Annotated in this window: 21 protein-coding genes and 1 pseudogene; 15 read left to right on the top strand and 7 right to left on the bottom strand. The window is 60.9% G+C overall.

All coding sequences use genetic code 11. The annotated features are described in order from the left end of the window. Window positions 1-239, top strand: a 239-nt coding sequence (locus tag ACX3P0_RS22655; protein ID WP_459092118.1) for a hypothetical protein, incomplete at its 5' end; no start/stop codon positions are given. Here ACX3P0_RS22655 and ACX3P0_RS22650 read toward each other — a convergent pair. The 3 genes from ACX3P0_RS22650 to ACX3P0_RS22640 form a co-directional block, all read right to left on the bottom strand. Continuing rightward, window positions 205-300, bottom strand: a complete 96-nt coding sequence (locus ACX3P0_RS22650; RefSeq protein WP_459092116.1) for a DUF1330 domain-containing protein — start codon at window positions 298-300, stop codon at window positions 205-207. The genes ACX3P0_RS22655 and ACX3P0_RS22650 overlap by 35 nt on opposite strands. Window positions 301-358: 58 nt before the next feature. Continuing rightward, the gene (locus ACX3P0_RS22645) at window positions 359-1,654 is read right to left on the bottom strand and encodes a serine hydrolase (protein ID WP_459092114.1); all 1,296 of its coding nucleotides are present in this window, start codon (window positions 1,652-1,654) and stop codon (window positions 359-361) included. 124 nt (window positions 1,655-1,778) lie between these two features. Further along, complete coding sequence (locus ACX3P0_RS22640; protein WP_459092112.1) at window positions 1,779-2,159, bottom strand: hypothetical protein; 381 nt, start codon at window positions 2,157-2,159, stop codon at window positions 1,779-1,781. Between the two features lie 306 nt (window positions 2,160-2,465). Between ACX3P0_RS22640 and ACX3P0_RS22635 the strand changes: the two genes are divergently transcribed. From ACX3P0_RS22635 to ACX3P0_RS22620, 4 genes and pseudogenes are all read left to right on the top strand, one after another. Further along, window positions 2,466-2,960 carry an SH3 domain-containing protein gene (locus tag ACX3P0_RS22635; RefSeq protein WP_459092110.1) on the top strand — a complete coding sequence of 165 codons (495 nt, stop codon included), beginning with the start codon at window positions 2,466-2,468 and terminating at the stop codon, window positions 2,958-2,960. 124 nt (window positions 2,961-3,084) lie between these two features. Then, window positions 3,085-3,564: pseudogene (locus tag ACX3P0_RS22630) on the top strand (TCP-1/cpn60 chaperonin family protein); the annotation flags it as partial. Between the two features lie 343 nt (window positions 3,565-3,907). After that, window positions 3,908-4,753 (top strand): helix-turn-helix domain-containing protein, encoded by an 846-nt coding sequence (locus tag ACX3P0_RS22625; RefSeq protein WP_459092108.1) that lies wholly within the window; start codon window positions 3,908-3,910, stop codon window positions 4,751-4,753. An 82-nt stretch (window positions 4,754-4,835) separates the two neighbouring features. Further along, a complete protein-coding gene (locus ACX3P0_RS22620) occupies window positions 4,836-5,246 on the top strand; it encodes a VOC family protein (protein WP_459092106.1) in 411 nt (136 codons plus the stop codon). Between the two features lie 139 nt (window positions 5,247-5,385). Here ACX3P0_RS22620 and ACX3P0_RS22615 read toward each other — a convergent pair whose 3' ends face one another. Then, window positions 5,386-5,958 carry a TetR/AcrR family transcriptional regulator gene (locus ACX3P0_RS22615; protein WP_459082943.1) on the bottom strand — a complete coding sequence of 191 codons (573 nt, stop codon included), beginning with the start codon at window positions 5,956-5,958 and terminating at the stop codon, window positions 5,386-5,388. A 143-nt stretch (window positions 5,959-6,101) separates the two neighbouring features. Between ACX3P0_RS22615 and ACX3P0_RS22610 the strand changes: the two genes are divergently transcribed. Both ACX3P0_RS22610 and ACX3P0_RS22605 read left to right on the top strand, forming a co-directional pair. After that, window positions 6,102-7,328, top strand: a complete 1,227-nt coding sequence (locus tag ACX3P0_RS22610) for an MFS transporter (protein WP_459092126.1) — start codon at window positions 6,102-6,104, stop codon at window positions 7,326-7,328. Window positions 7,329-7,513: 185 nt separating this feature from the next. Next, window positions 7,514-7,693, top strand: coding sequence for a TetR family transcriptional regulator (locus tag ACX3P0_RS22605; protein ID WP_459092105.1), 180 nt, complete (start codon window positions 7,514-7,516; stop codon window positions 7,691-7,693). Window positions 7,694-8,309: 616 nt separating this feature from the next. On the opposite strand, the gene ACX3P0_RS22600 is transcribed toward ACX3P0_RS22605, so the two are convergent. Continuing rightward, window positions 8,310-8,978, bottom strand: coding sequence for a GntR family transcriptional regulator (locus tag ACX3P0_RS22600; RefSeq protein ID WP_459081352.1), 669 nt, complete (start codon window positions 8,976-8,978; stop codon window positions 8,310-8,312). Window positions 8,979-9,115: 137 nt separating this feature from the next. On the opposite strand from ACX3P0_RS22600, the gene ACX3P0_RS22595 reads away from it, so the two are divergent. The 8 genes from ACX3P0_RS22595 to ACX3P0_RS22560 all read left to right on the top strand — a co-directional run bounded on the left by ACX3P0_RS22595 (window position 9,116) and on the right by ACX3P0_RS22560 (window position 17,938). Further along, complete coding sequence (locus ACX3P0_RS22595; protein WP_459092103.1) at window positions 9,116-9,703, top strand: amino acid synthesis family protein; 588 nt, start codon at window positions 9,116-9,118, stop codon at window positions 9,701-9,703. Continuing rightward, a complete protein-coding gene (locus ACX3P0_RS22590; RefSeq protein ID WP_459092101.1) occupies window positions 9,696-11,534 on the top strand; it encodes an alpha/beta fold hydrolase in 1,839 nt (612 codons plus the stop codon). Before ACX3P0_RS22595 ends, ACX3P0_RS22590 begins: the two co-directional genes overlap by 8 nt. Window positions 11,535-11,539: 5 nt before the next feature. Further along, a complete protein-coding gene (locus ACX3P0_RS22585) occupies window positions 11,540-12,577 on the top strand; it encodes an LLM class flavin-dependent oxidoreductase (protein ID WP_459092099.1) in 1,038 nt (345 codons plus the stop codon). Window positions 12,578-12,596: 19 nt separating this feature from the next. Further along, window positions 12,597-14,072, top strand: a complete 1,476-nt coding sequence (locus ACX3P0_RS22580) for an aldehyde dehydrogenase (RefSeq protein WP_459092097.1) — start codon at window positions 12,597-12,599, stop codon at window positions 14,070-14,072. Window positions 14,073-14,135: 63 nt separating this feature from the next. Further along, window positions 14,136-15,140: an ABC transporter substrate-binding protein gene (locus ACX3P0_RS22575; RefSeq protein WP_459092095.1), complete on the top strand. Its 1,005-nt coding sequence runs from the start codon at window positions 14,136-14,138 to the stop codon at window positions 15,138-15,140. A 64-nt stretch (window positions 15,141-15,204) separates the two neighbouring features. Further along, window positions 15,205-16,059 (top strand): ABC transporter permease, encoded by an 855-nt coding sequence (locus ACX3P0_RS22570; RefSeq protein WP_459092093.1) that lies wholly within the window; start codon window positions 15,205-15,207, stop codon window positions 16,057-16,059. Next, window positions 16,059-16,862, top strand: coding sequence for an ABC transporter permease (locus ACX3P0_RS22565; protein WP_459081346.1), 804 nt, complete (start codon window positions 16,059-16,061; stop codon window positions 16,860-16,862). Before ACX3P0_RS22570 ends, ACX3P0_RS22565 begins: the two co-directional genes overlap by 1 nt. Continuing rightward, the gene (locus ACX3P0_RS22560) at window positions 16,859-17,938 is read left to right on the top strand and encodes an ABC transporter ATP-binding protein (RefSeq protein ID WP_459081345.1); all 1,080 of its coding nucleotides are present in this window, start codon (window positions 16,859-16,861) and stop codon (window positions 17,936-17,938) included. Before ACX3P0_RS22565 ends, ACX3P0_RS22560 begins: the two co-directional genes overlap by 4 nt. A 661-nt stretch (window positions 17,939-18,599) precedes the next feature. Here ACX3P0_RS22560 and ACX3P0_RS22555 read toward each other — a convergent pair. Further along, the gene (locus tag ACX3P0_RS22555) at window positions 18,600-18,815 is read right to left on the bottom strand and encodes a hypothetical protein (RefSeq protein ID WP_459092128.1); all 216 of its coding nucleotides are present in this window, start codon (window positions 18,813-18,815) and stop codon (window positions 18,600-18,602) included. Window positions 18,816-19,059: 244 nt separating this feature from the next. Beyond that, window positions 19,060-19,758: a helix-turn-helix domain-containing protein gene (locus ACX3P0_RS22550; protein ID WP_459092091.1), complete on the bottom strand. Its 699-nt coding sequence runs from the start codon at window positions 19,756-19,758 to the stop codon at window positions 19,060-19,062. Window positions 19,759-19,840: the final 82 nt, after the last annotated feature.

Raw genomic sequence — 19,840 nt, 5'->3', positions numbered from 1 at the left:
CTATTCTTGATCCGGTGCGCCAGTTCGGCGGCCAGAACATTCCGATGACGATCGAACAGCGTCTCCTTGGTGGCATCCTCGAACACGAGGAGAAGCTGCGCGCCGTGATTGCCCCGCACCTGTATTTTGCGTGCGTACAGTTTGAAGATGCGATGCCCGAGCAGAGGAAATTCGTCCTCAAGCAGGAAGTCGTCGAACGGTCGGTCATCTGGAACGACGTGGTCGAGCAGTGCATGTAGCCTGATAGGCGGGCGAGCCGTACCAGGCGCGGGCAGCTTGAAAGTCCGGGAACGCGATCACGATCAGGTCATCTGGAAAGGTGCCTTCCAGTTCTTCTTTGCCAAGCGGTGCCGCAGATCTACTGGAGCAGAGCGTAGCAGTCCATATTCTTCTGCTTGAGGACGCCGCAAGCGCCCCACGCTTCGGACTTGGCGTCGAAACCGGAATATCGGGCGCGAAAATATACTTTGCCGTCCATTGTAAAGCTCTCGGTAAAGGCCGAGGCGTCGGCAAGCAGTCGCGGCGCCTTGCGAGCCGCCCGTGAAAGAACTTCGCGTGCGGCCTCCTGGTCTGGCATAGACCCTATCTGGATGACCCATTCATTGTCGCGCGTCGAAGCGGTGCTCACCAAATCGATATCGTCAGGCGAGTCCACTCGTGCGACGCTGCTCGCGTCCCCGATTGCTTCAATGGTAGCAACCTGTTCCGGCTCGATTTCACGCGCCGGTTTGTAGGTGGGGAGCGGGATACGGCCGGCTGGGACCAATGAGGCAATGAGAGCGTTATCGCCGCCGCGATCGATATGGAAACGATCGCGCCCGCTGGAAGCTTTCGGCAGATAACGGCTGATGAGGCGCCTCATATGGGCATCGCGGCTCCTGCCGGTGCGGCCGCCCATCACCACGGCAACAAGGCTGCGGCCACGTATTTCGACCGACGAGACGAGATTGAAGCCTGATGCGCGGGTGTAGCCGGTCTTGATCCCGTCGACGCCTTTGACCCGGCCGAGCAGCCTGTTGTGGTTGCCGAATCGCCGGCCCCTGTACTTGAAAGATTTAGTGGTGAAATAGCCATAGTAGCGAGGGTGATGATCTCGCAACGCCATACCGAGACGGGCCATGTCGCGCGCGGTCGTCTTTTGCGCCTTGTCGGGTAATCCGTTGGCGTTCCTGAAAGTGGTCGAATTCATCCCCAGCTGGCGCGCCTTTTCCGTCATCATGCGCGCAAAGCCGGCCTCCGAACCGCCAAGGAACTCGCCGATAGCAGTCGCGGCATCATTCGCGGATTTCGTTACAAGGGCCAGGATGACCTGCTCCACCGTAATGGTCTGGCCAGGCCTCAGCCCCAGTTTCGACGGAACCTCGTTGGCTGCGTTGCGCGACACCGGTATCTTCGTGCCCTTTGTTATCTGGCCGCTCTCGAGCGCGTCGAAGATAAGATAGAGCGTCATCATCTTGGTGAGAGAAGCCGGATAGCGCGGCGCGTCCGCATGGTTTTTATAAAGCGTCTTGCCGGTCTTCGCATCAATGACAATACCGGCATATCTGGGATTTGCTTCTACCGTCGAAGCGGCCCCGACGCACAACACCGCCGTAACCAGAAGCCCCAGAATGGCTTTTGACAATGACGCCGGCAGCCCGGCAAACTTCTTCAATGACTGATGCACCCGCCCGCCCGTCGCCGCTCTTCGTGAACTGGAGCCGAACGAGCCGGCCGCGAGGGTGTGAAACTAGGCAGCCACCGTTACGAATTGCTTAAGGCATTCCTAACGCAAGCGATCAAATTGTCTCGTCCGATCCCTGAATCTCTGGAGAGCGTCCCGGCTTTTGATCGGCGAGGGAATCCGACTTCACCCAAATGGCAAACTCGCCGTCCGAAACGCCATTCTCCTCGCTGCAGTCGTTGCGCCCTGCTTGAACGAAGGATGACTGTTCTTCATAGCAGCCGGCGTTTGAATAGCCTGACACCCGTGACCATCCTTTGCTCGTCTCATAGACAACGACCGTCTCGCGGAAGAATAACCTACCGATAATGCCGCATTCCATCGACGGGCAACTGCGCCGCTTCGCATTATCGACCGCAACCCACATGCGGCTTTCCGCTTGCACGGGTTGGATAAAGGTCACCGAAGCCGACAGCATCGCGATCAGAACCAGCATAGCCTTCCCCGCGCCTGATAAACCCCTTGCCCCACGCCGACACGTCGTGGACCACGCCGCTCCAATGTGCGTGTCGATCGCGGAAAAGCACGTTGTGACGAGGGTGGATACCGGCAATAGAAAAAATCTCATGCTTACACTCCGTCAATCTTCATACCGCTATGTGAGCACTGAGCCATATTCGGTCGACCATAATCGTCGATCTATTTAGGAGTCGAGAATGAATTCCCTGTGAGCTGCTCAGATCCGATGCAAACCCCTGAGCTTTCGTCAACCCGCCAGGGTGTCAGCCATACCGGATACCGCATGCGCGCCATCTTTTATTGCGGCTTCATCACCGCGCTGCTTTTAACAACGCCGATTGGCCTCAGAGCCGAGGCCAGTGCGCTTCCTCTTCCCCGTTTTGTCTCGTTGAAAGGTTCGCCCGCCAATCTTGGTATCGGGCCAAGTGTTCAATACGAAATCGAATGGACCTTCGTTCGTCCGGGCATACCGCTCGAGATCTACCAGGAATATGGCAATTGGCGTCGCGTGCGGGATTGGGAAGGAACCAGTGGATGGATCTACGGCCCGCTCCTATCCGGGCGCAGGACGACGGTAACAGCCCCTTGGGACAGGAACAATATCGCGCTGCGCAAAAATCCCACAGCCGACGGCCCCGTCACGGCCTGGCTCGAACCTGAAATTCCTGTCGAACTGGTTCGCTGCGACGGGCAATGGTGCAGGATCGCAGTCGATACAATGGCTGGCTTCGTCAAACAGACACGCTTGTGGGGTGCTTATCCCGGCGAAGTTCTGTGATCAGCAATCGACCCTTCAGAAGTCGGACAGCTCCCTTCTTGGGAAGTCGGTTGCAGCCCCGGTCGACAAGCGTTTCAGGGCTGGCGGTACTGTTATCGCCGGACGGATTCTCGTCGCCAATTTGGCATCGATATCGGTGGCAGCGTCATTGATCCGCGGCGGACTGAAGGTCGCGGATTTTGGTGATCGTCGCAAGACGATGCTGGAAGACATAGCCGTTCTGACGGCCGGCCAGATGATCTCGGAAGATCTCGGCATCAAGATGACCGGCCCAACTGCCGACATCACGGCCGGAATCTCGATCGTGTTGAAGGCCCTCGAAGCGCCGATCCGGCAAATTGTGGAAAATGCTGGCGTGGAAGGTTCGATCGTCGTGGGAAAGCTCACGGAGAGCAAGGACCGCGCTCAGGGCTTCGATGCACAGACGAAAACCTATGTCGACATGATCAAGGCCGGCATCGTCGATCCGGCGAAGGTCGTACGAGCTGCCTTGCAGGCTGCCGGCTCTATCGCCACACTCCTGATCACTGCGGAAGCGATGATCGCCGACATTCCTGCAAAGGATTCCGCCGCGTCGGCGGCCAACGGCGGCATGGGTTACTGAGCAGCGTCCGAACCATCCCGGCCACCAATGACGGGTTACTGGACGAGCGCCGCTGGAGCGTTTGCCCTGATGCGTGGCCATCAGTCAAAGCAAAGAGCCTTACGAAGGATTACGTTCGTTCAGTAAACGAATATTCTGCCTGAGACACCCGCCTCGCGCATCCCGTTCTCGTCGAGCGGATACAACGATACGGAGCTTCCGGGGTGCTACTTGGTCCGACGCCTCGTCGTCGCCGAACATGCCGAGGTCCGCCACCTCGATAAGTGATACAACCTTAGCGGGCTGAACGCCGCAGCCTTTGCAGGCAGAGAGGCTCGATCTATTATAGCCGCAAGCAACTCGGATGTGGGCCATGGCTTCAGAACAGCGGGAGAGCACCAAGATCGAGACGCGGAGGTGCAGCCCTATCTTACTGCGCCGCCATTTCTGTCATTCCGAATTAACCGGCCTGGTGGACCGGATTACCGGCTATCGCGAGAGCGGCCGCGCGCTTCATCATTCCGTCGAGATGGCCGCACTGGTGGTGCCGCTCGTCATCAGTTGGGGCGAGCCCTTCGAAATTGCGTTTGGACGCGCGCCGAAGCGCGAGGATACCTATGCGAGTTTCACCTCTGGTCTCTATCCCGGCCATGTGCTGATCAATTCAACCGGCGGCGCAGAATGCGTACAAATCGACTTCACACCGCTTGGTGCCTACCGCTTTTTCGGGTTGCCGATGCACGAGATCTCCGGGTGGATGGTCCCGCTCGATGACCTTGCCGACCGGGAAATCGCAGTGTTGCGCGAGAAGCTCGGCGAGGAGCCCGATTGGGACAGGCGGCTTCACCTGACTGAAGCATTCGTGCGCGAAAGGCTCCAGCGCGCCGCGCCTGTCAGCCCGGCCATCACCTGGGCCTACGAGCATATCCTCTGCGGCCAAGGCCTGGTGCGCGTCGGCGACATCGCCAAAAGGCTGGACTGGAGCCGCAAGCACCTTGCGGAACGCTTTCGCAAAGAGATCGGAATCGGCCCGAAAGCGGTCGCGCGCATGGTGCGGTTCAACCGGGCGCTTGCGCTCGCGCGGGCAACAAGTGGCCGCTGGGCCGAGATCGCGGCCCAATGCGGTTATGCCGACCAAGCCCATCTGGTGCGCGAGTTCCACGAATTCGCCGGAGAAAGCCCGGCCGCCTGGCAAAAGCGCGCGGCCTGATCGCCGCAGGTGACATTCCTTCAATACGCTGCGAGCCGATGGTGCCAATATGGCGTATCGGTTCGAACAGAGGAGGACAATCATGGCCGAAACGACGGAAGCTCCACGCATCTATCCAACCTTCCGCTACCACAACGCGGCGAAGATGGTCGACTGGCTGCAGCAGGCTTTTGGCTTCACGCTACGCGTCAGATATGGCGAGGGAGACGAGGTGCATCATGCCGAACTCGCGCTCGGCTCGTCTATTATCATGCTTGGCCAAGTGCGCGACGACCAATATGGCAGCATGGTGGGCGGTCCAGGTGAGAATGCTGGCAAGTCCGTCTATATTGCGGTGGATAATACGGACGCGCTCTATATTCGCGCGATGGCGGCTGGCGCGACAATACTTGAGGAACCGGTCGACCGTGATTATGGCAGCCGCGACTTCATCTGCCGCGACCCGGAAGGCAACGTCTGGTCCTTCGGCACCTACTGGCCGAAGGTTAGCTAAAAGCAGCTTTAAGGTCGCGAAAGCCGATGCAGTCACCGGACAGGCATGGCCAATCGGGTCTCGCGAAAGTGAAGCATTAATGACACGCCCGTCCTGAAACGGGAGAGTTTCCGGTCCCACGGCGTGGCCTTGCGGGCCCTCAGCCATTCTTGACACGAAGCCCTTCAAGCAGGGTGCGAAAGCCTGCCACGGCCCTCCTGGAGGTTTCCTCGGGATTGTCGGAACTGGCAATCCATGTGGCTGCGTGGCTGCTGGCGCCGTTGATCAGCCGCGCGGCGCCCTCCGTATCGACGTCTACAAGCACACCATTGGCTTTGAGCTCATCCAAGCTTTCCTTCAGAGCCACGACACAGCCATTGGTGTTCGGCCACTGGGAAATGTCACCAAGAACCGCCGGCCCATCACGGAACATGATACGCTGGATCTCAGGCTCAAGCGCCATTTCGATATAGCCGATCCATTCATCGACCACACCTTGCCAGCGCGTTGGCGCACGTTCTGATATTTCCTTCAGGCGCGCAGTCATCTCTGAATCGATTTCCTCGATGACCGCCCGCAGCAGGCCCTGCTTGTCACCGAAGTGATGGTAGAGGGCGCCACGGGTCAATCCCACCTCCGCGGTAAACTCGTCCATGTTCGAATCGGCGTAGCCGACCGTGCCAAAAGTGTGCCGGGCGGCGGCAATCAGCTTCGCCCGGGTCTCGGCGATCATCCCCTTGCGCGTCTTTCGCACCGTGTTTTCCTTTGTTCACATACGTTTCGTATTTTAGTTGACATACGCAGCGTATATAATTATTTCACTCACATACGCTAAGTATATACGTGACGTGCGCTGCCGATCAAGGAACCTCTCAAATGTCGAATCCCTATGCAGAAATATTCAGGGCGCCGGGAGCCAAGGGCTTCTCGGCGGCCGCGTTCATCGCACGCCTACCCGTAGCGATGGCGCCAATCGGTATCATCACCATGCTGTCCCAGACTTATGGCGAGTACTGGCTGGCTGGTGCCGTTTCGGCAACATTCGCCCTAACAAACGCATTTGTGTCGCCGCAACTATCCCGTCTTGTCGATCGCTTCGGCCAGGCCGCCGTTGTCGCCCCTGCGGCGCTCGTGTCGATCGCCGCCTTTCTGGTGCTGATTGCGGCCGTGAACCAGAGCTGGCCTGTCTGGACACTGTTCGCCTCTGCATTGGCCGCCTCGATGATGCCCAGCATATCGGCGATGGTTCGTGCCCGTTGGAGCGAAATGTTCCGCGATCGCCCGGAGATCAACACCGCCTTCGCCTTCGAGTCGGCTGCTGACGAGCTGATCTACATCGCGGGCGCCTCACTCTCGGTCGGTCTTTCCGTATCGCTTTTCCCGGAAGCCGGTATGCTCGCCAGCACCGCATTCCTTGCCTTTGGCACAGCTGCGTTTCTCCTGCAGCGGTCGACCGAACCGAAGGTGCGGGCGCTTGACAGTGATGCCCCACGGGGCTCGGCTATCTGGCTGCGTCCGGTTCAGATTGTCACGCTGGCGCTGGTCTTCGTCGGGGCGATCTTCGCCACGGCCGAAGTGACCTCGGTCGCCATCACGAAGGAACTTGGCCAGCCGGGTGCTGCAAGCCTTGTCATCGGCGTGTATGCGGTCGGATCGTTTGTGCTCGGCCTCGTCCTCGGCGCGATCAATCCTAAAATGCCTCTCCAGCGCCAGATGCTGATCGCCGTCAGCGTTCTCGCTCTGACTACCCTGCCTCTGTTGATTGCCGGCAGCTCGGTCGCGCTTCTCGCGGTTGCCATCTTCTTGAGCGGTGTCGCCATCTCGCCGACCTTCATCACGGCCTTCGGCCTGATCGAGCGGCGGGTTCCGGAGTCCATGCTGACCGAAGGCGTCACCTGGGTCATGACCGGCATCGGCATTGGCATGGCGCTAGGTTCATTCGTGTCGGGCTGGGTCGTCGACAACTACGGCGCACAGAACGGCTTCTGGGTATCTGTTGCGGCGGCGGCGGCAACCGTTTTGACCGTGGCTCTCGGCCAGCGCACCCTCTCCGGCAAGCAGACTGAAGTCGCTGCAGACGGACAACCTCAGCCGGCCGAGTAAGGGGAAACTGATCCACGCATAGGCGGTATATCAATACTCAAAGGCACGCCGCGAGACCCTAGCCGCGCGCCTGCATTTGAATATCGAGCGCGGACCAGGTGACTGCCGTTTGCCCCGATAGGGCTTCGAGGCGATGGCATCCCCGCTAAGGTCAGTTCGACGCAAAATCGATAGCGGCCAGGCCCATGGCAATTTCGTCCTGCCCGACGCCGGCCAATGAAATCTCCGATAGTGGGGTGGACGTCAGTCAGTCAACGATCGTCGCAAAGGCGGGTGTCAGCCGTCAGACTATCTATTTCGCATTCGGCGGGCGCGCCGGTCTGCTCATCGCAATGCTGCACAACAAGGATGCGCACTCGCAGTAGGTCACCACTCTTCATGAAAGCGCCGGAGACGAATGGGACGACTTCTATTCATACGTCGATGCATGGCTTGACTACCTTCCTGTGATCTGCCCGGTCGGCATTCAACTGGATGCGGCGGGGTGAGACGACCGCATGAAGAAGGCCCTTCTGCGTGAATGAAACACATTCTGGCCCGGCTTCAGCGCGCTGGTCGCATTGCGCCAAGTTGGACGGCTTGCGAATTCGGTGTCTCGGTTCTCAACATGCGGCCCGTCGGGCATGCCAGTCCTGATGGCCACGGGATCGTTCGGCGTCCAATCCTGGATGACTTGCCACCGCCAACGATCATCATCGCGGACATCTATGGGGACTACAAGTCAGCCTTTGTCCGGCTGCTGATAGACGTAATAACGAACTTCTTTCGCGAGGTTGGACCACAGCAATTTGCTGTCACCACTCCTGAACGCGCGAAAGGTGTTTTGACGTCTGAAGTACTCAAAACATTCTCCGCCTGTGAACCAGCACCGAAACATCTTCATCCCTTTGGAATCTCCGAAGGGGTTTCGTGGATCAATCGTCATTTGCTCGATCATTGCCTGAACGGTTCCTGGGCTGAGAGTGGTTTCAGGAGGAAAAATCAGCTGCTCTTTAGCGATTGCCGCGCTATCGCCCAGGCCTGCTCGACATGGTGCCGGGCGGCGGCTTCGGCCTTGTCGGCGTCGCGCGCCCGGATCGCCTGCATGATGTCCTGCATCTCGGCAATCGCCGGTTCGCGCCGGTTGGTCGAGGCGATGGTCATCGACCGCAACTGGTTGATGCGGACATTCAGCCCCTGCACGATTTCCCAGGCGATATGCTTACCGGCAGCGGCGAACAGCTTTTCATAGAACCGCGTCACCGCCCGCATCACCTCAACGGGGATACTCGAAGCCCACGCCTTGAGAAGATCTTCGTACGCATGATCGAGCCCGACGATCTGTTCGTCTGTCGCCGTCATGGCGCAGGCACGCGCCGCGACGCCTTCCAGCAGCGCCCGCAATTCGTAGATCTCGTCGGTGCGGTCGAGGTCCGGGCGCGCGACGGCCGGTCCGTGTCCCGGAACCATCTGCACCAGGCCCTCGGTCTCCAATTGGCGCAGGACTTCGCGAACCACCGAGCGGCTGACGCCGAGCTGATCGCAAAGCGGGCGCTCGACCAATCGCTCGCCGGGCTGGAAATGAAAAGTCATGATGGCGTCGCGCATTCGCTCGAGCGTCAATGTGCGCAGCGTCTTCATCGAACGTTCAATGCGCAGCGTATCGCTCATGGCTGGTTCCTTCAATGAACGGACCGAAATCAGATTCGAATAGGCGTTGACAAGGTCCTCGGGGAGATAATAACATGGTATACCATAATACGGCACGCAAAATGTAAGCCGTAGTAGACCAGCCGGGGACCACCGCCATGAACGCCGCCATTCGAAAGATCGTGACCTATAGCGAGACCACTTTGATCGAGGGTGGCAAAGCGGCGCCTCAGCCGTTGCGCCTGTTCGGCGTCGCGGCGGTTCTGACCAATCCGTGGGCAAGCAAGGGTTTCGTCGAGGATCTGTCGCCCGAGATAAGGGCCTACGCGCCGGTGCTCGGCGAGTTGCTGACCCGCGAGATGCTCGCGGTCGCCGGTTCGGGCGAAGCCGTCGAAGCCTATGGCAAGGCGGCCATCTGCGGCACCGCCGGCGAAATTGAGCATGCTTCAGCGCTGATCCACACGCTGCATTTCGGTAATCACTATCGTCGCGCTGTCGGTGCCGAGACCTACCTCGCCTTCACCAATCTGCGTGGCGGGCCGGGCACCCCGATCATGATCCCGCTGATGGACAAGAACGACGCGGGCCGGCGCTCGCACTATCTGACCGTGCATTTCCAGATCCCCGACGCCCCGGCGCCCGACGAACTGGTGATCGCGCTGGGCGCTTCGATCGGCGGCCGCCCGCATCACCGCATCGGCGACCGCTACAAGGACCTCGAGGAGCTCGGCGACCTCCATGGCTGAGCGTCTCGCCGCATCGGCTCGCATTCGCGAGAAAGCACCTGACGGTACGGCCTATCTGCGTGCCGGTGCAGGCGAGGCGATCGTGTTCGTCCACGGCGTCGGCATGAATGCGGCGATCTGGCAGCCCCAGATCGACCGGCTGAAAAGCCGCTACGACGTGATTGCCATCGACATGCTGGGGCACGGCGCTTCGCCGCTGCCGCCGGAGCAGGCGAGCCTGTCGGACTATGCCCGGCAGGTTATCCATCTGCTCGACCATCTCGGTCTCGACCGTGCCTCTGTCGTCGGCCATTCGATGGGCGCGCTTGTCGCGCAGGAAGTGGCGCTTGCCGCGCCGGAACGGATACGCCGTCTCGTCTCGATCAACGCCGTATTCCGCCGCTCGCCGGCGCTTGCCGAAGCGGTTCGCGCTCGTGCCGCCGACCTCAGTGGCCACGGCGACCCTGCCGGCATTACCGCCACGGTTGCCCGCTGGTTCGGCGAGCCGATATCGACGGAACTGACCGATGCGGCGGCGATGGCCCGCGCCGCCCTAGAAAGCGCCGACCAGCAGGGCTATGCCCGCGCCTACCGTCTTTTCGCGCGCGCCGATAACGAGCATGCCGAACGCCTGCCCAAACTCGCCATGCCGGCACTGTTCATGACCGGATCGGAAGACCGCAATTCCTCACCGTCCATGTCCGCCGCGATGGCCCGCCTCGCGCCGCAGGGAAGCTGCCTCGTCCTCGACGGGCAAAAGCACATGATGGCGCTCGCCTCGCCCGAGAAGGTCACCCGTCACATCCTCGCTTTTCTCGAAAGCGGCGACGGCGCGAAGGCAACGGAGGGATCAAAAATGGATGCCGCTTTCGATGCGATGGAATTCAGGCGCGCGCTCGGCTCGTTCCTGACCGGCGTGACCATCGTCACCACCATCGGTCCCGACGGGGAACCTAGGGGTTTTACCGCCAATTCATTTACGTCTGTATCGCTCGATCCGCCGCTGGTGCTCGTCTGCATCGCCAAGAAGGCACACAGCCACCCGGTCTTTTCGGCCTCGAAAGGCTTCGCCGTCAACATATTGAGCGAGGAGCAAAAGGCCGCCTCCGGCATATTTGCGTCGAAAGCCGCCGACAAGTTCGATACCGTCGAATGGCATGCAGGATCGACAGCGAGCCCGATGATCGACAATTCGGTCGCGGCGTTCGATTGCGACATGGAACAGTTGATCGATGCCGGCGACCACTCGATCCTGATCGGCCGGGTTCGTGGCTTTTCCCACAACGGCGCGCAGCCGCTCGGTTTCTGCCGGGGCGCCTATGTCAATCTCGGCCTCAGCCAGGAAGCCTTGCTGTCGGCGCCGCAGAACATGGAAGTCGGCGTCATTCTCGAAGACGAAGGCCGTGTGCTGTTCTTCGAAAAGCCGGACGGAACCTGTGAACTGCCGGCCGGCGCCGGTTTGGGCACGGCCGAGAACGCAAAGAGCCTGATGGGGAAATTGTCCGCCCGCGCCATCCAGGCCCAACTCGGATTCCTGTTTGCGGTATGGGACGATGCCGGGCAATCCTCGCGCTCGCACGTCTATTATCTGGGTACGCTCGACGCTCCCTGTTCGAGCGACGGTCAGGCCCGTCTGGTCGAGATCGACCGGATTGCGAACTTGAAAATCGCCGACCCTGCCGTGTGTTCCATGCTGGCGCGCTATGTGCGCGAACGGACCGAGGACGCCTTCGGCATTTATGTCGGCAACGAGCGCGAGGGCGAGGTGCGACCGTTAGCAAAAAGCCCTTTGGCAAAAGCCCCGCTCGCGAACCCCACATCAGCCACATCCCATTCGTCAAAGCCCGGGTGACCACAATGAAATTCTCGCTTTTCGTTCACATGGAGCGCTCCGATCCGGCCAAGCCGCACACGGAACTGGTCAAGGAACTGGAAGACCTCGTGCTGATGGCGGAAGCTGCCGGCTTCGAGACGGCGTGGATCGGCGAACACCACGGCATGGAGTTCACTATCTCGCCCAACCCGTTCATCAACATTGCCTATCTCGGAGCCAAGACGACGCGCATCCGGCTCGGCACCGGCACGGTCGTCGCCCCCTTCTGGCACCCGATCAAGCTTGCCGGCGAAGCCGCGATGGCCGACGTCATCACCGGCGGCCGCCTCGATATCGGCATTGCGCGCGGTGCCTACAGCTATGAATACCAGCGGCTTTTCCCCGGCCTCGACGCATGGGGCGCCGGTCAGCGCATGCGCGAGATCATCCCGGCCATTCGTGGCCTGTGGGAAGGCGACTTCGAGCTCTCCGGTGAATTTTGGTCCTTCCCTTCGACCACCTCGGCGCCCAAGCCCGTGCAGCAGCCGTTCCCGCCGATCTGGGTGGCGGCGCGCGATCCCAATTCGCACGATTTCGCGGTGTCTGCCCGCTGCAACGTGCAGGTGACGCCGCTGGCTTCCGGCGACGGCGAGGTTACCAGCCTGATGGAGCGCTTCAATGCTGCCTGCGCCGCCCATCCGGAGATCGAGCGGCCGGAAATCATGCTTTTGATGCACACCTTCGTCGCCGAGGACGCGACTGAGGCCGAGCGCCTGACCAACGATTTGTCGCAGTTCTACTGCCAGTTCGGTGCCTGGTTCCAGAACAAGAAGCCGGTGCACCAGGGTATCCTCGAGGCGCTTACGGAAGAAGAAATCGCCGCCATGCCGCAATATGCGCCGGCCAAGATCCGCGAAACCCTGGTGATCGGCGAGGCCGACGAGGTGATCGGCCGGCTCAAGGCCTATGAGGCCCTCGGCTACGATCAGTATTCTATCTGGATCGACAGCGGCCTGCCGCATGAGCGCAAGAAGAAATCGCTGCAGCTTTTCATCGACCGGGTAATGCCGGCCTTCAACTAAGCGAAAACCGAGCCGGGCCATGACCGCAACCTCATTTTGCAACTTCATCGACGGCCGTTTCGACGAACCGTCGGTGACCTTTGAAAGCCTCGATCCGTCGACAGGAACGGCGTGGGCGACGATGCCGGCGGCGACGGAGGCCGACGTCGATCGTGCCGTCGAGGCGGCGCACCGCGCCTTGCGATCGGGGCCGTGGGCGACGATGACTGCGACGGCGCGCGGCAAGCTTCTGGTTCGGCTGGGCGATCTCGTCGTCGCCAACGCGCCGCGCCTAGCACAGTTGGAAACGCGCGACACCGGCAAGATCATCCGCGAGACCCGCGCCCAGATCGCCTATGTCGGCGACTACTACCGCTACTATGGCGGGCTGGCCGACAAGCACGAAGGCAGCCATGTGCCGATCGACAAGGCGGATATGGACGTCACCATCCGCCGCGAGCCGATCGGCGTGGTTGCCGCGATCGTGCCTTGGAATTCGCAGCTTTTCCTGTCGGCCGTCAAGCTCGGCCCGGCGCTGGCCGCCGGCTGCACGGTCGTGCTGAAGGCCTCGGAGGATGGCCCCGCCCCGCTGCTCGCCTTCGCCGAACTGGTGCAGGAGGCCGGCTTTCCGACCGGAACCGTCAGCATCCTGACCGGCTTCGGCCATGATTGCGGCAAGCGGTTGACCAGCCATCCGCTCGTCTCGCGTGTCGCCTTCACCGGCGGTCCGTCGACGGCGCGCGCAATCGTCAAAAACGCCGCCGAAAACCTCGCCTTCACCACGCTCGAACTCGGCGGCAAAAGCCCGGTCGTGGTGTTTGCCGACGCCGATCTCGACAGCGCCGCCAATGCGGTCGTGGCGGGGATATTCGCCGCCACCGGGCAAAGCTGCGTCGCCGGCTCCCGCCTTCTGGTCGAGCGTTCGGTCAAGGATGAATTTCTGGCGCGGCTGACTCAAAAGGCCAAGGCGATCCGGATCGGCGACCCGCAGGACGCCGCCACCGAAATGGGGCCGCTCGCTACTCTCAAGCAGCGTGATTGGATCGAAAAGATCGTCGCCGAGAGCCTCGCCGCCGGTGGCCGCCTGGTCACCGGCGGGATGCGTCCAGAGGGCCATCCCGACGGCTTCTATTATTCGCCGACCATCATCGAGGCGAGCGACCAGAAGCTGCCCTGCGTGCAGGAAGAACTGTTCGGGCCGGTGCTCAGCGTGCTGGCTTTCGACAACGAAGCGGAGGCGCTGGCGCTGGCCAACGACACGCCCTACGGCCTCGCCTCCGGCGTCTTCACCACCAATCTTGCCAGGGCGCATCGCCTGGCGCGCGACATCCATGCCGGCGTGGTCTGGGTGAACACCTATCGCGCCGTGTCGCCGCTGGTGCCTTTCGGTGGTTACGGCCAGTCGGGCCTCGGCCGCGAGGGCGGGCTCGATGCGATCCGCGACTACACGCGCAGCAAGTCGGTCTGGATAAGAACCTCGGACGAGCCGATCCCCGATCCGTTCGTCATGCGGTGAACCCGTTCTGCAGGAACTTAATGAGCCGTCCATGAAGCATGGGCGCCACACAGGGAGGAAAACATGAAACGTATGCTATTGAGCTTGGCCGCGGGCCTTTTGATGGCGGGTACCGCCAGTGCCGCCGAAATGGTGTTCACCAGTTGGGGCGGGACCACGCAGGATGCGCAGACCAAATCCTGGGCCGAGCCGTTCTCCGCTGAATCCGGCATCAAGGTCCTGCAGGACGGACCGACCGACTACGGCAAGCTGAAGGCCATGGTCGAAAGCGGCAACGTCGCCTGGGACGTCGTCGACGTCGAGGCCGACTTCGCCATCAAGGCGGCGAAGGACGGCCTGCTTGAGCCGATCGACTTCAATGTCGTGCCGAAAGCCGACCTCGACCCGCGCTTTACCACCGATCACGCGGTCGGCAGCTTCTACTATTCGTTCGTGCTGGCCTGGAACAAGGGCACCGTGTCGGGCGAGCCCAAGAACTGGGCCGACATGTTCGACCTGACGAAATATCCGGGCAAGCGCACCTTCTACAAATGGTCTGCGCCGGGCGTCATCGAAATCGCGCTGCTCGCCGACGGCGTGCCCGCCGACAAGCTTTATCCGCTCGACCTCGACCGCGCCTTCAAGAAGCTCGACACTATCAAGTCGGACATCGTCTGGTGGAGCGGCGGCGCGCAGTCGCAGCAGTTGCTAGCTTCCGGCGAGGCGGCGTTCGGGCAACTCTGGAACGGCCGCGTCTTCGCACTTCAGCAGGAAGGCGCCGATGTCGGCGTATCGTGGGACCAGAACTTGACGGCCGCCGACCTTCTCGTCGTACCCAAGGGCGCCAAGAACAAGGACGCGGCGATGAAATTCCTGGCCAACGCGACCAGCCCCAAGGCGCAGGCATCGTTTGCCGAAGCGACCGGCTATGCACCCATCAACACCGCCGCCAAGGCCGAAATGCCGGCCGATGTGGTCAAGTCCCTGCCTGACGCCCATACCGACGGCCAGATCGACCTCGACATGAACTATTGGGCGCAGAACCGCGACGCCATCGCCGAGCGCTGGTACGCTTGGCAGGCCAAGTAAACCCGTCATCCTCCCGCAAGCCGTCCGGACGCCGCCCGGCGTCCGGACGATCCGGATCAGCATCATGTCGCAAGCCGCAAGCCGCACTTCCTTCGCCATGCCGTCCGGCCTTTTCGGTGCGTTGCCGGCACTGGTCCTCATTTCGCTGTTCTTCGTCGTGCCAGTCGTGGCGCTCTTGTTGCGTAGCGTCACCGAACCGGTCCTCGGTTGGCAGAACTATGCCGCGCTGTTCGGCGACGGCACTTACGCGCGGATATTCTTCAACACATTCCTCGTCGCCTCGGTGGTGACCATCGTCACGGTTGTCGTGGCGTTTCCGGTCGCCTGGATGCTGGCGATCATGCCGCCGGCGCTCGGCTCCATCGTCTTCGGGGTCATCATCCTGTCGATGTGGACGAATCTGCTCGCCCGCACCTATGCATGGATGGTTCTCTTGCAGCGCACCGGCGTCATCAACCGGACCCTGATGGCAATGGGCATCATCGATGAGCCACTACCGCTCATCAACAACCTCACCGGCGTCACCATTGGCATGGTCTATATCATGCTGCCCTTCATGATCCTGCCGCTGGTCGGAACCCTGCGCGCGATCGATCCGATGATTTTACGCGCCGCTTCGCTTTGCGGCGCGAGCCCATTCGCCGCCTTCCGCCGCATCCTTTTGCCGCTTTCGCTTCCCGGCATCGCCGCCGGCGGGCTGATGGTCTTCGTCATGTCGCTCGGCTATTTCGTCACGCCGGCACTGCTTGGCGGAACGTCCAACATGATGCTTGCCGAAATGATCGCCCAGATGATCCAGTCGCTGCTCAACTGGGGGCTCGGCAGCGCCGCCGCCTTCATTCTTCTGGTCTTCACCATGGCGCTCTATGCGGTGCAATTGCGCTTCGTCGGCGCCAAACGTCTGGCGGGAGGCGTCTGATGCTGCTCGACTACGAACGCATGGGCCGGCCGCTGCGTGTGGCCCTTCTCGGCTTCACGGTGCTGGTTGGCGCTTTCCTGTTGCTGCCGGTTGTTTTCATCATCCTTCTGTCGTTCGGTTCGTCGCGCTGGCTCGCCTTTCCGCCGCCCGGCTGGACGCTCAAATGGTATCAGGAGCTTTTTGCCGACCCGTCCTGGCTCGAAGCGGCGCTGACCAGCGCGCGCATCGCCGCGCTGACGGCGGTTCTCGCGGTGGTCATCGGGCTGCTGGCCTCCTTCGCGCTGGTCCGGGGCAATTTTCGCGGCCGCGAAATCCTGCGCGGCCTGTTGTTGACGCCGATGGTGCTGCCGGTCGTCGTCTTCGCCATTGCCATCTACGCCTTCTTCCTGCGGCTTGGGCTGGGCGGCACCACCATCGGCTTCGTCATCGCCCATACGGTTCTGGCGCTGCCCTTCGCCATCATCCCGATTGCCACCGCGCTCGAAGGCTTCGACAAGTCAATCGAGGATGCGGCCATCGTCTGCGGCGCAAGTCCGTTTGAGGCGAAGCTTCGCATTACCTTGCCGTCGATCAAGATCGGTATCTTCTCGGCGGCAATCTTCGCCTTCCTCGCGTCTTGGGACGAGGTCGTCGTCGCCATCTTCATGGCCAGCCCGACGTTGCAGACGCTGCCGGTCAAGATCTGGGGCAGCCTGCGCCAGGATTTGAGCCCGGTCATCGCCGCAGCATCAAGCCTGCTCGTCCTCCTGACCCTGTTCCTGATGATCGCAACGGCGCTAATCCGTCGGAGGTTCTCGAAATGACCCAGCCTTTCCTCTCGATCCGCAACATCCGCAAGACGTTCGGCGCGGTGGTCGCCGTCCATGACGTCACCATCGATATTCCGCAGGGCGAATTCCTGACTTTCCTCGGGCCATCGGGTTCCGGCAAGTCGACGACGCTCTACGCCATCGCCGGCTTCCAGGACCCGACGGCGGGCGACGTGCTGCTACAGGGAAAGTCGCTGCTTGCGGTGCCTTCCCACAAGCGCAACATCGGCATGGTGTTCCAGCGCTACACACTGTTTCCGCATTTGTCCGTCGCCGAAAACGTGGCGTTTCCGCTCAGGGTGCGGCGCCGGCCGGATGCCGAGGTAAAGCGCAAAGTCGCCGACATGCTGGCGCTGGTCAGGCTCGAGAGTTTCGCCGACAGGCGTCCGGGTGCCCTTTCTGGCGGCCAGCAGCAGCGGGTGGCACTGGCGCGGGCGCTCGCCTACGATCCGCCGATCCTGTTGATGGACGAACCGCTGTCCGCCCTCGACAAGAAGTTGCGTGAGGAAATCCAGGCCGAAATCCGCCGCATCCATCGGGAGACCGGCGTGACCATCCTCTATGTCACGCACGACCAGGAAGAGGCGCTGCATCTTTCCGACCGCATCGCCCTGTTCAAGGACGGCCGTATCGAACAGGTCGGCACGGGCGAGGACCTTTATCTGCGCCCGGAAACCGACTTCGTAGCCGGCTTCATCGGTAATTCGAATTTCCTGGCTGCCGAATGCCTTGAAACCGCCAATGGGGTGGCGACGATCCGTCTTGCCGGCGGTGAGGTCGTCAGCGGCGTGAAGGCCGGCCAGCCCATCGAGCGCGGGCAGAAGGCGCGGCTGATGGTGCGGCCGGAAGCCTTTCGCCTCAAGGCCGGTACGGCAACCGCCGGGCTTGCGGTCGAAATCGTCGACCGCGCCTTCTTCGGCGAGCGGCAGCGGGTGGTGGCGCGAACCGTAACCGGCCAGGAAATCGATATCCGGCCGACCGCCGACATGGCCGACACGCACGGTGGCGAGGCGTCGGGAAACCGGCAGGTGTTCTTCGATCCGGCCGCCGCATTCCTGTTTCCCGCGTAATCAGCACGCTAGGGACAGAAACTAAGTGTTAGCTATGCCGACTTGACGGATACGCTCTGCGCGCCAAAGCGCTACACGGTCAAGCCGCAGCGGCAAACAAATAAAGACTTTCATTCGGGGCATATTCAAGCAAGCTTTTCATATACGACGTCCAAAGCCTTGACCCAGGGGCTTGTTGCCTCATCCGCGAGGAAAATATCAAGGCCAGCTTTTGGTTTAGATGCCGTCAGTGGCAATCTCATCCGATATATCACGCGGACTGCGCTGAGGGTTGATCCGGGCGTACGCCGCAGCTCACGCAACATTGCCTGACACCATAAGTCGGGCTTGTTCCAATGATAGACCTTTGTTTATGAACCAATTCTCCAGCGAACCTATAAAGCGGTACATCCATCCGGACAGGCACGCGCCTATGATCGAAAGGTCGAATTTGCTCTTCACTTTCGAAGGTAACCTGTGCCGGCGCGTGCCAGTATTCGTTGACCCTCAGTGACGGCTGGGAAAAGAGGCATGTGTCCGTCTGTCAATGATCGCGGAATCGGGATCCCGTATTTTCGCGCAATAAGGGGTCTGACGCACATTTGCTGAAGGACGGATGCTACGTGGCTCCGATCAATCTTGCCTGAAGCAGGTCAATTTTTGCGCGCCCATGCATCTGCCGTTAGATCAGTTTGAGCTTCGTGATCTGACCTTCGGTCCGGCCGTTTGACCAGGGAGACGAGATGGCGTTTCGAACAGCGGCGATGTCTTTCCTGACGCCATTCGCGAATGAAGCGACGATGCTGGCGGCGGCGTGTTGAAGCCAGCGGTCGAGTTTGTCGACGGCCTTGGATTTGATCATTTGTTGGAAGTCAGCGATCACGGTTCGCGCAATCATGTGGTAGGGAACATTGCTCTCGATTGCGGCGACCAGTATCGCGTCGGATTTGGATAGATCGTACCGCGCCAGCGGCGGCGCCGGCTGATGGCGGTCACGTGGGAAGCCTTTTCCGCTGCGTTCTTGACTACAATCCAGTACGCGTCGCTCAACTTTCCGGTCGATTAGGGATGGATCCGTTAAACAGTCCCCAGCAACTCAGCTACTTCATCACGATCTTCATCGCGGCGCTTAGATTGCGAGGTCAATCCTCAGTGCCTTCCAGCCGATAGGAGACGATGGACAGGAAGCGTATTGGCAATTTCGTTAGCTTATTGGGACCGTGTGGCGCATCAGCGTCAAAGAACAGGCTGTCGCCCGGAAGCATGGGGTAAAGCCTGCTGCCGTGGCGGTAGATGATTTCGCCCTCCAGCATGTAGAGGAATTCAACCCCTGCATGCCGAAAAAGTGGAAGCGGATCGGTTTCCTTGGTCAGGATCGTAAGATAGGGCTCGATCGAAACCCTGGAACGGGCACCGATATAGCCCAGAAGATTGTTTTGGCGGCCGGTAGCGGCGCCTCGGCTAATTTCCACACCCGCCCCGCATTTGACGAAGGCTGCGTGGCGTTCTTTTTCAAAGCGTTGCAACAGTGACGTAAGTGGCACTGCCAAGGCAAGTGCCAACGCCTGCAGCGTTGTCAATGACGCGGATATGGTCCCGTTTTCAATCCTCGACACCATGCCGACCGAGATGCATGCAGCACTGGCAAGCCCGATCACGGTCATGCCATGCCGCCTACGAAGCGCCCGCACCTCCCGCCCAATTGCCGCCTCCATGAGGTTTTTGGGCTCATGGACCGCATGCGAATCTTGACGCAGGACGGCCGTCAAGTTTTGAGCCTGCCGTATCCTCACGCTGGATTCCGCAGGGCCGGTCCGAAGGTCGGGAACTGCTGTCCTCACTTTTGGAACCTTGCGCTTTTCGCCAAGCGGATATGGACTCACCTGGTCTGGAAAACAAATACCCCTACCGAAATGATGGTCG

The sequence above is a fragment of the Mesorhizobium sp. A556 genome, assembly GCF_054489545.1.
The sequence above is the reverse complement of the archived record's forward strand: the minus strand, read 5'-3'. Positions and strand labels throughout refer to the sequence as shown.

What these genes read in the sequence shown, in the direction of transcription:
- ACX3P0_RS22590 (WP_459092101.1), top strand. Translation starts at nt 9,696, where the DNA reads ATGGCTGAGCGTCTCGCCGCATCGGCTCGCATTCGCGAGAAAGCACCT.
- ACX3P0_RS22625 (WP_459092108.1), top strand. Translation starts at nt 3,908, where the DNA reads ATGTGGGCCATGGCTTCAGAACAGCGGGAGAGCACCAAGATCGAGACG.
- ACX3P0_RS22610 (WP_459092126.1), top strand. Translation starts at nt 6,102, where the DNA reads ATGTCGAATCCCTATGCAGAAATATTCAGGGCGCCGGGAGCCAAGGGC.
- ACX3P0_RS22615 (WP_459082943.1), bottom strand. Translation starts at nt 5,958, where the DNA reads ATGATCGCCGAGACCCGGGCGAAGCTGATTGCCGCCGCCCGGCACACT.
- ACX3P0_RS22620 (WP_459092106.1), top strand. Translation starts at nt 4,836, where the DNA reads ATGGCCGAAACGACGGAAGCTCCACGCATCTATCCAACCTTCCGCTAC.
- ACX3P0_RS22570 (WP_459092093.1), top strand. Translation starts at nt 15,205, where the DNA reads ATGTCGCAAGCCGCAAGCCGCACTTCCTTCGCCATGCCGTCCGGCCTT.
- ACX3P0_RS22585 (WP_459092099.1), top strand. Translation starts at nt 11,540, where the DNA reads ATGAAATTCTCGCTTTTCGTTCACATGGAGCGCTCCGATCCGGCCAAG.
- ACX3P0_RS22640 (WP_459092112.1), bottom strand. Translation starts at nt 2,159, where the DNA reads ATGCTGGTTCTGATCGCGATGCTGTCGGCTTCGGTGACCTTTATCCAA.
- ACX3P0_RS22555 (WP_459092128.1), bottom strand. Translation starts at nt 18,815, where the DNA reads ATGATTGCGCGAACCGTGATCGCTGACTTCCAACAAATGATCAAATCC.
- ACX3P0_RS22605 (WP_459092105.1), top strand. Translation starts at nt 7,514, where the DNA reads ATGGCAATTTCGTCCTGCCCGACGCCGGCCAATGAAATCTCCGATAGT.
- ACX3P0_RS22635 (WP_459092110.1), top strand. Translation starts at nt 2,466, where the DNA reads ATGCGCGCCATCTTTTATTGCGGCTTCATCACCGCGCTGCTTTTAACA.
- ACX3P0_RS22560 (WP_459081345.1), top strand. Translation starts at nt 16,859, where the DNA reads ATGACCCAGCCTTTCCTCTCGATCCGCAACATCCGCAAGACGTTCGGC.
- ACX3P0_RS22595 (WP_459092103.1), top strand. Translation starts at nt 9,116, where the DNA reads ATGAACGCCGCCATTCGAAAGATCGTGACCTATAGCGAGACCACTTTG.
- ACX3P0_RS22565 (WP_459081346.1), top strand. Translation starts at nt 16,059, where the DNA reads ATGCTGCTCGACTACGAACGCATGGGCCGGCCGCTGCGTGTGGCCCTT.
- ACX3P0_RS22580 (WP_459092097.1), top strand. Translation starts at nt 12,597, where the DNA reads ATGACCGCAACCTCATTTTGCAACTTCATCGACGGCCGTTTCGACGAA.
- ACX3P0_RS22575 (WP_459092095.1), top strand. Translation starts at nt 14,136, where the DNA reads ATGAAACGTATGCTATTGAGCTTGGCCGCGGGCCTTTTGATGGCGGGT.
- ACX3P0_RS22600 (WP_459081352.1), bottom strand. Translation starts at nt 8,978, where the DNA reads ATGAGCGATACGCTGCGCATTGAACGTTCGATGAAGACGCTGCGCACA.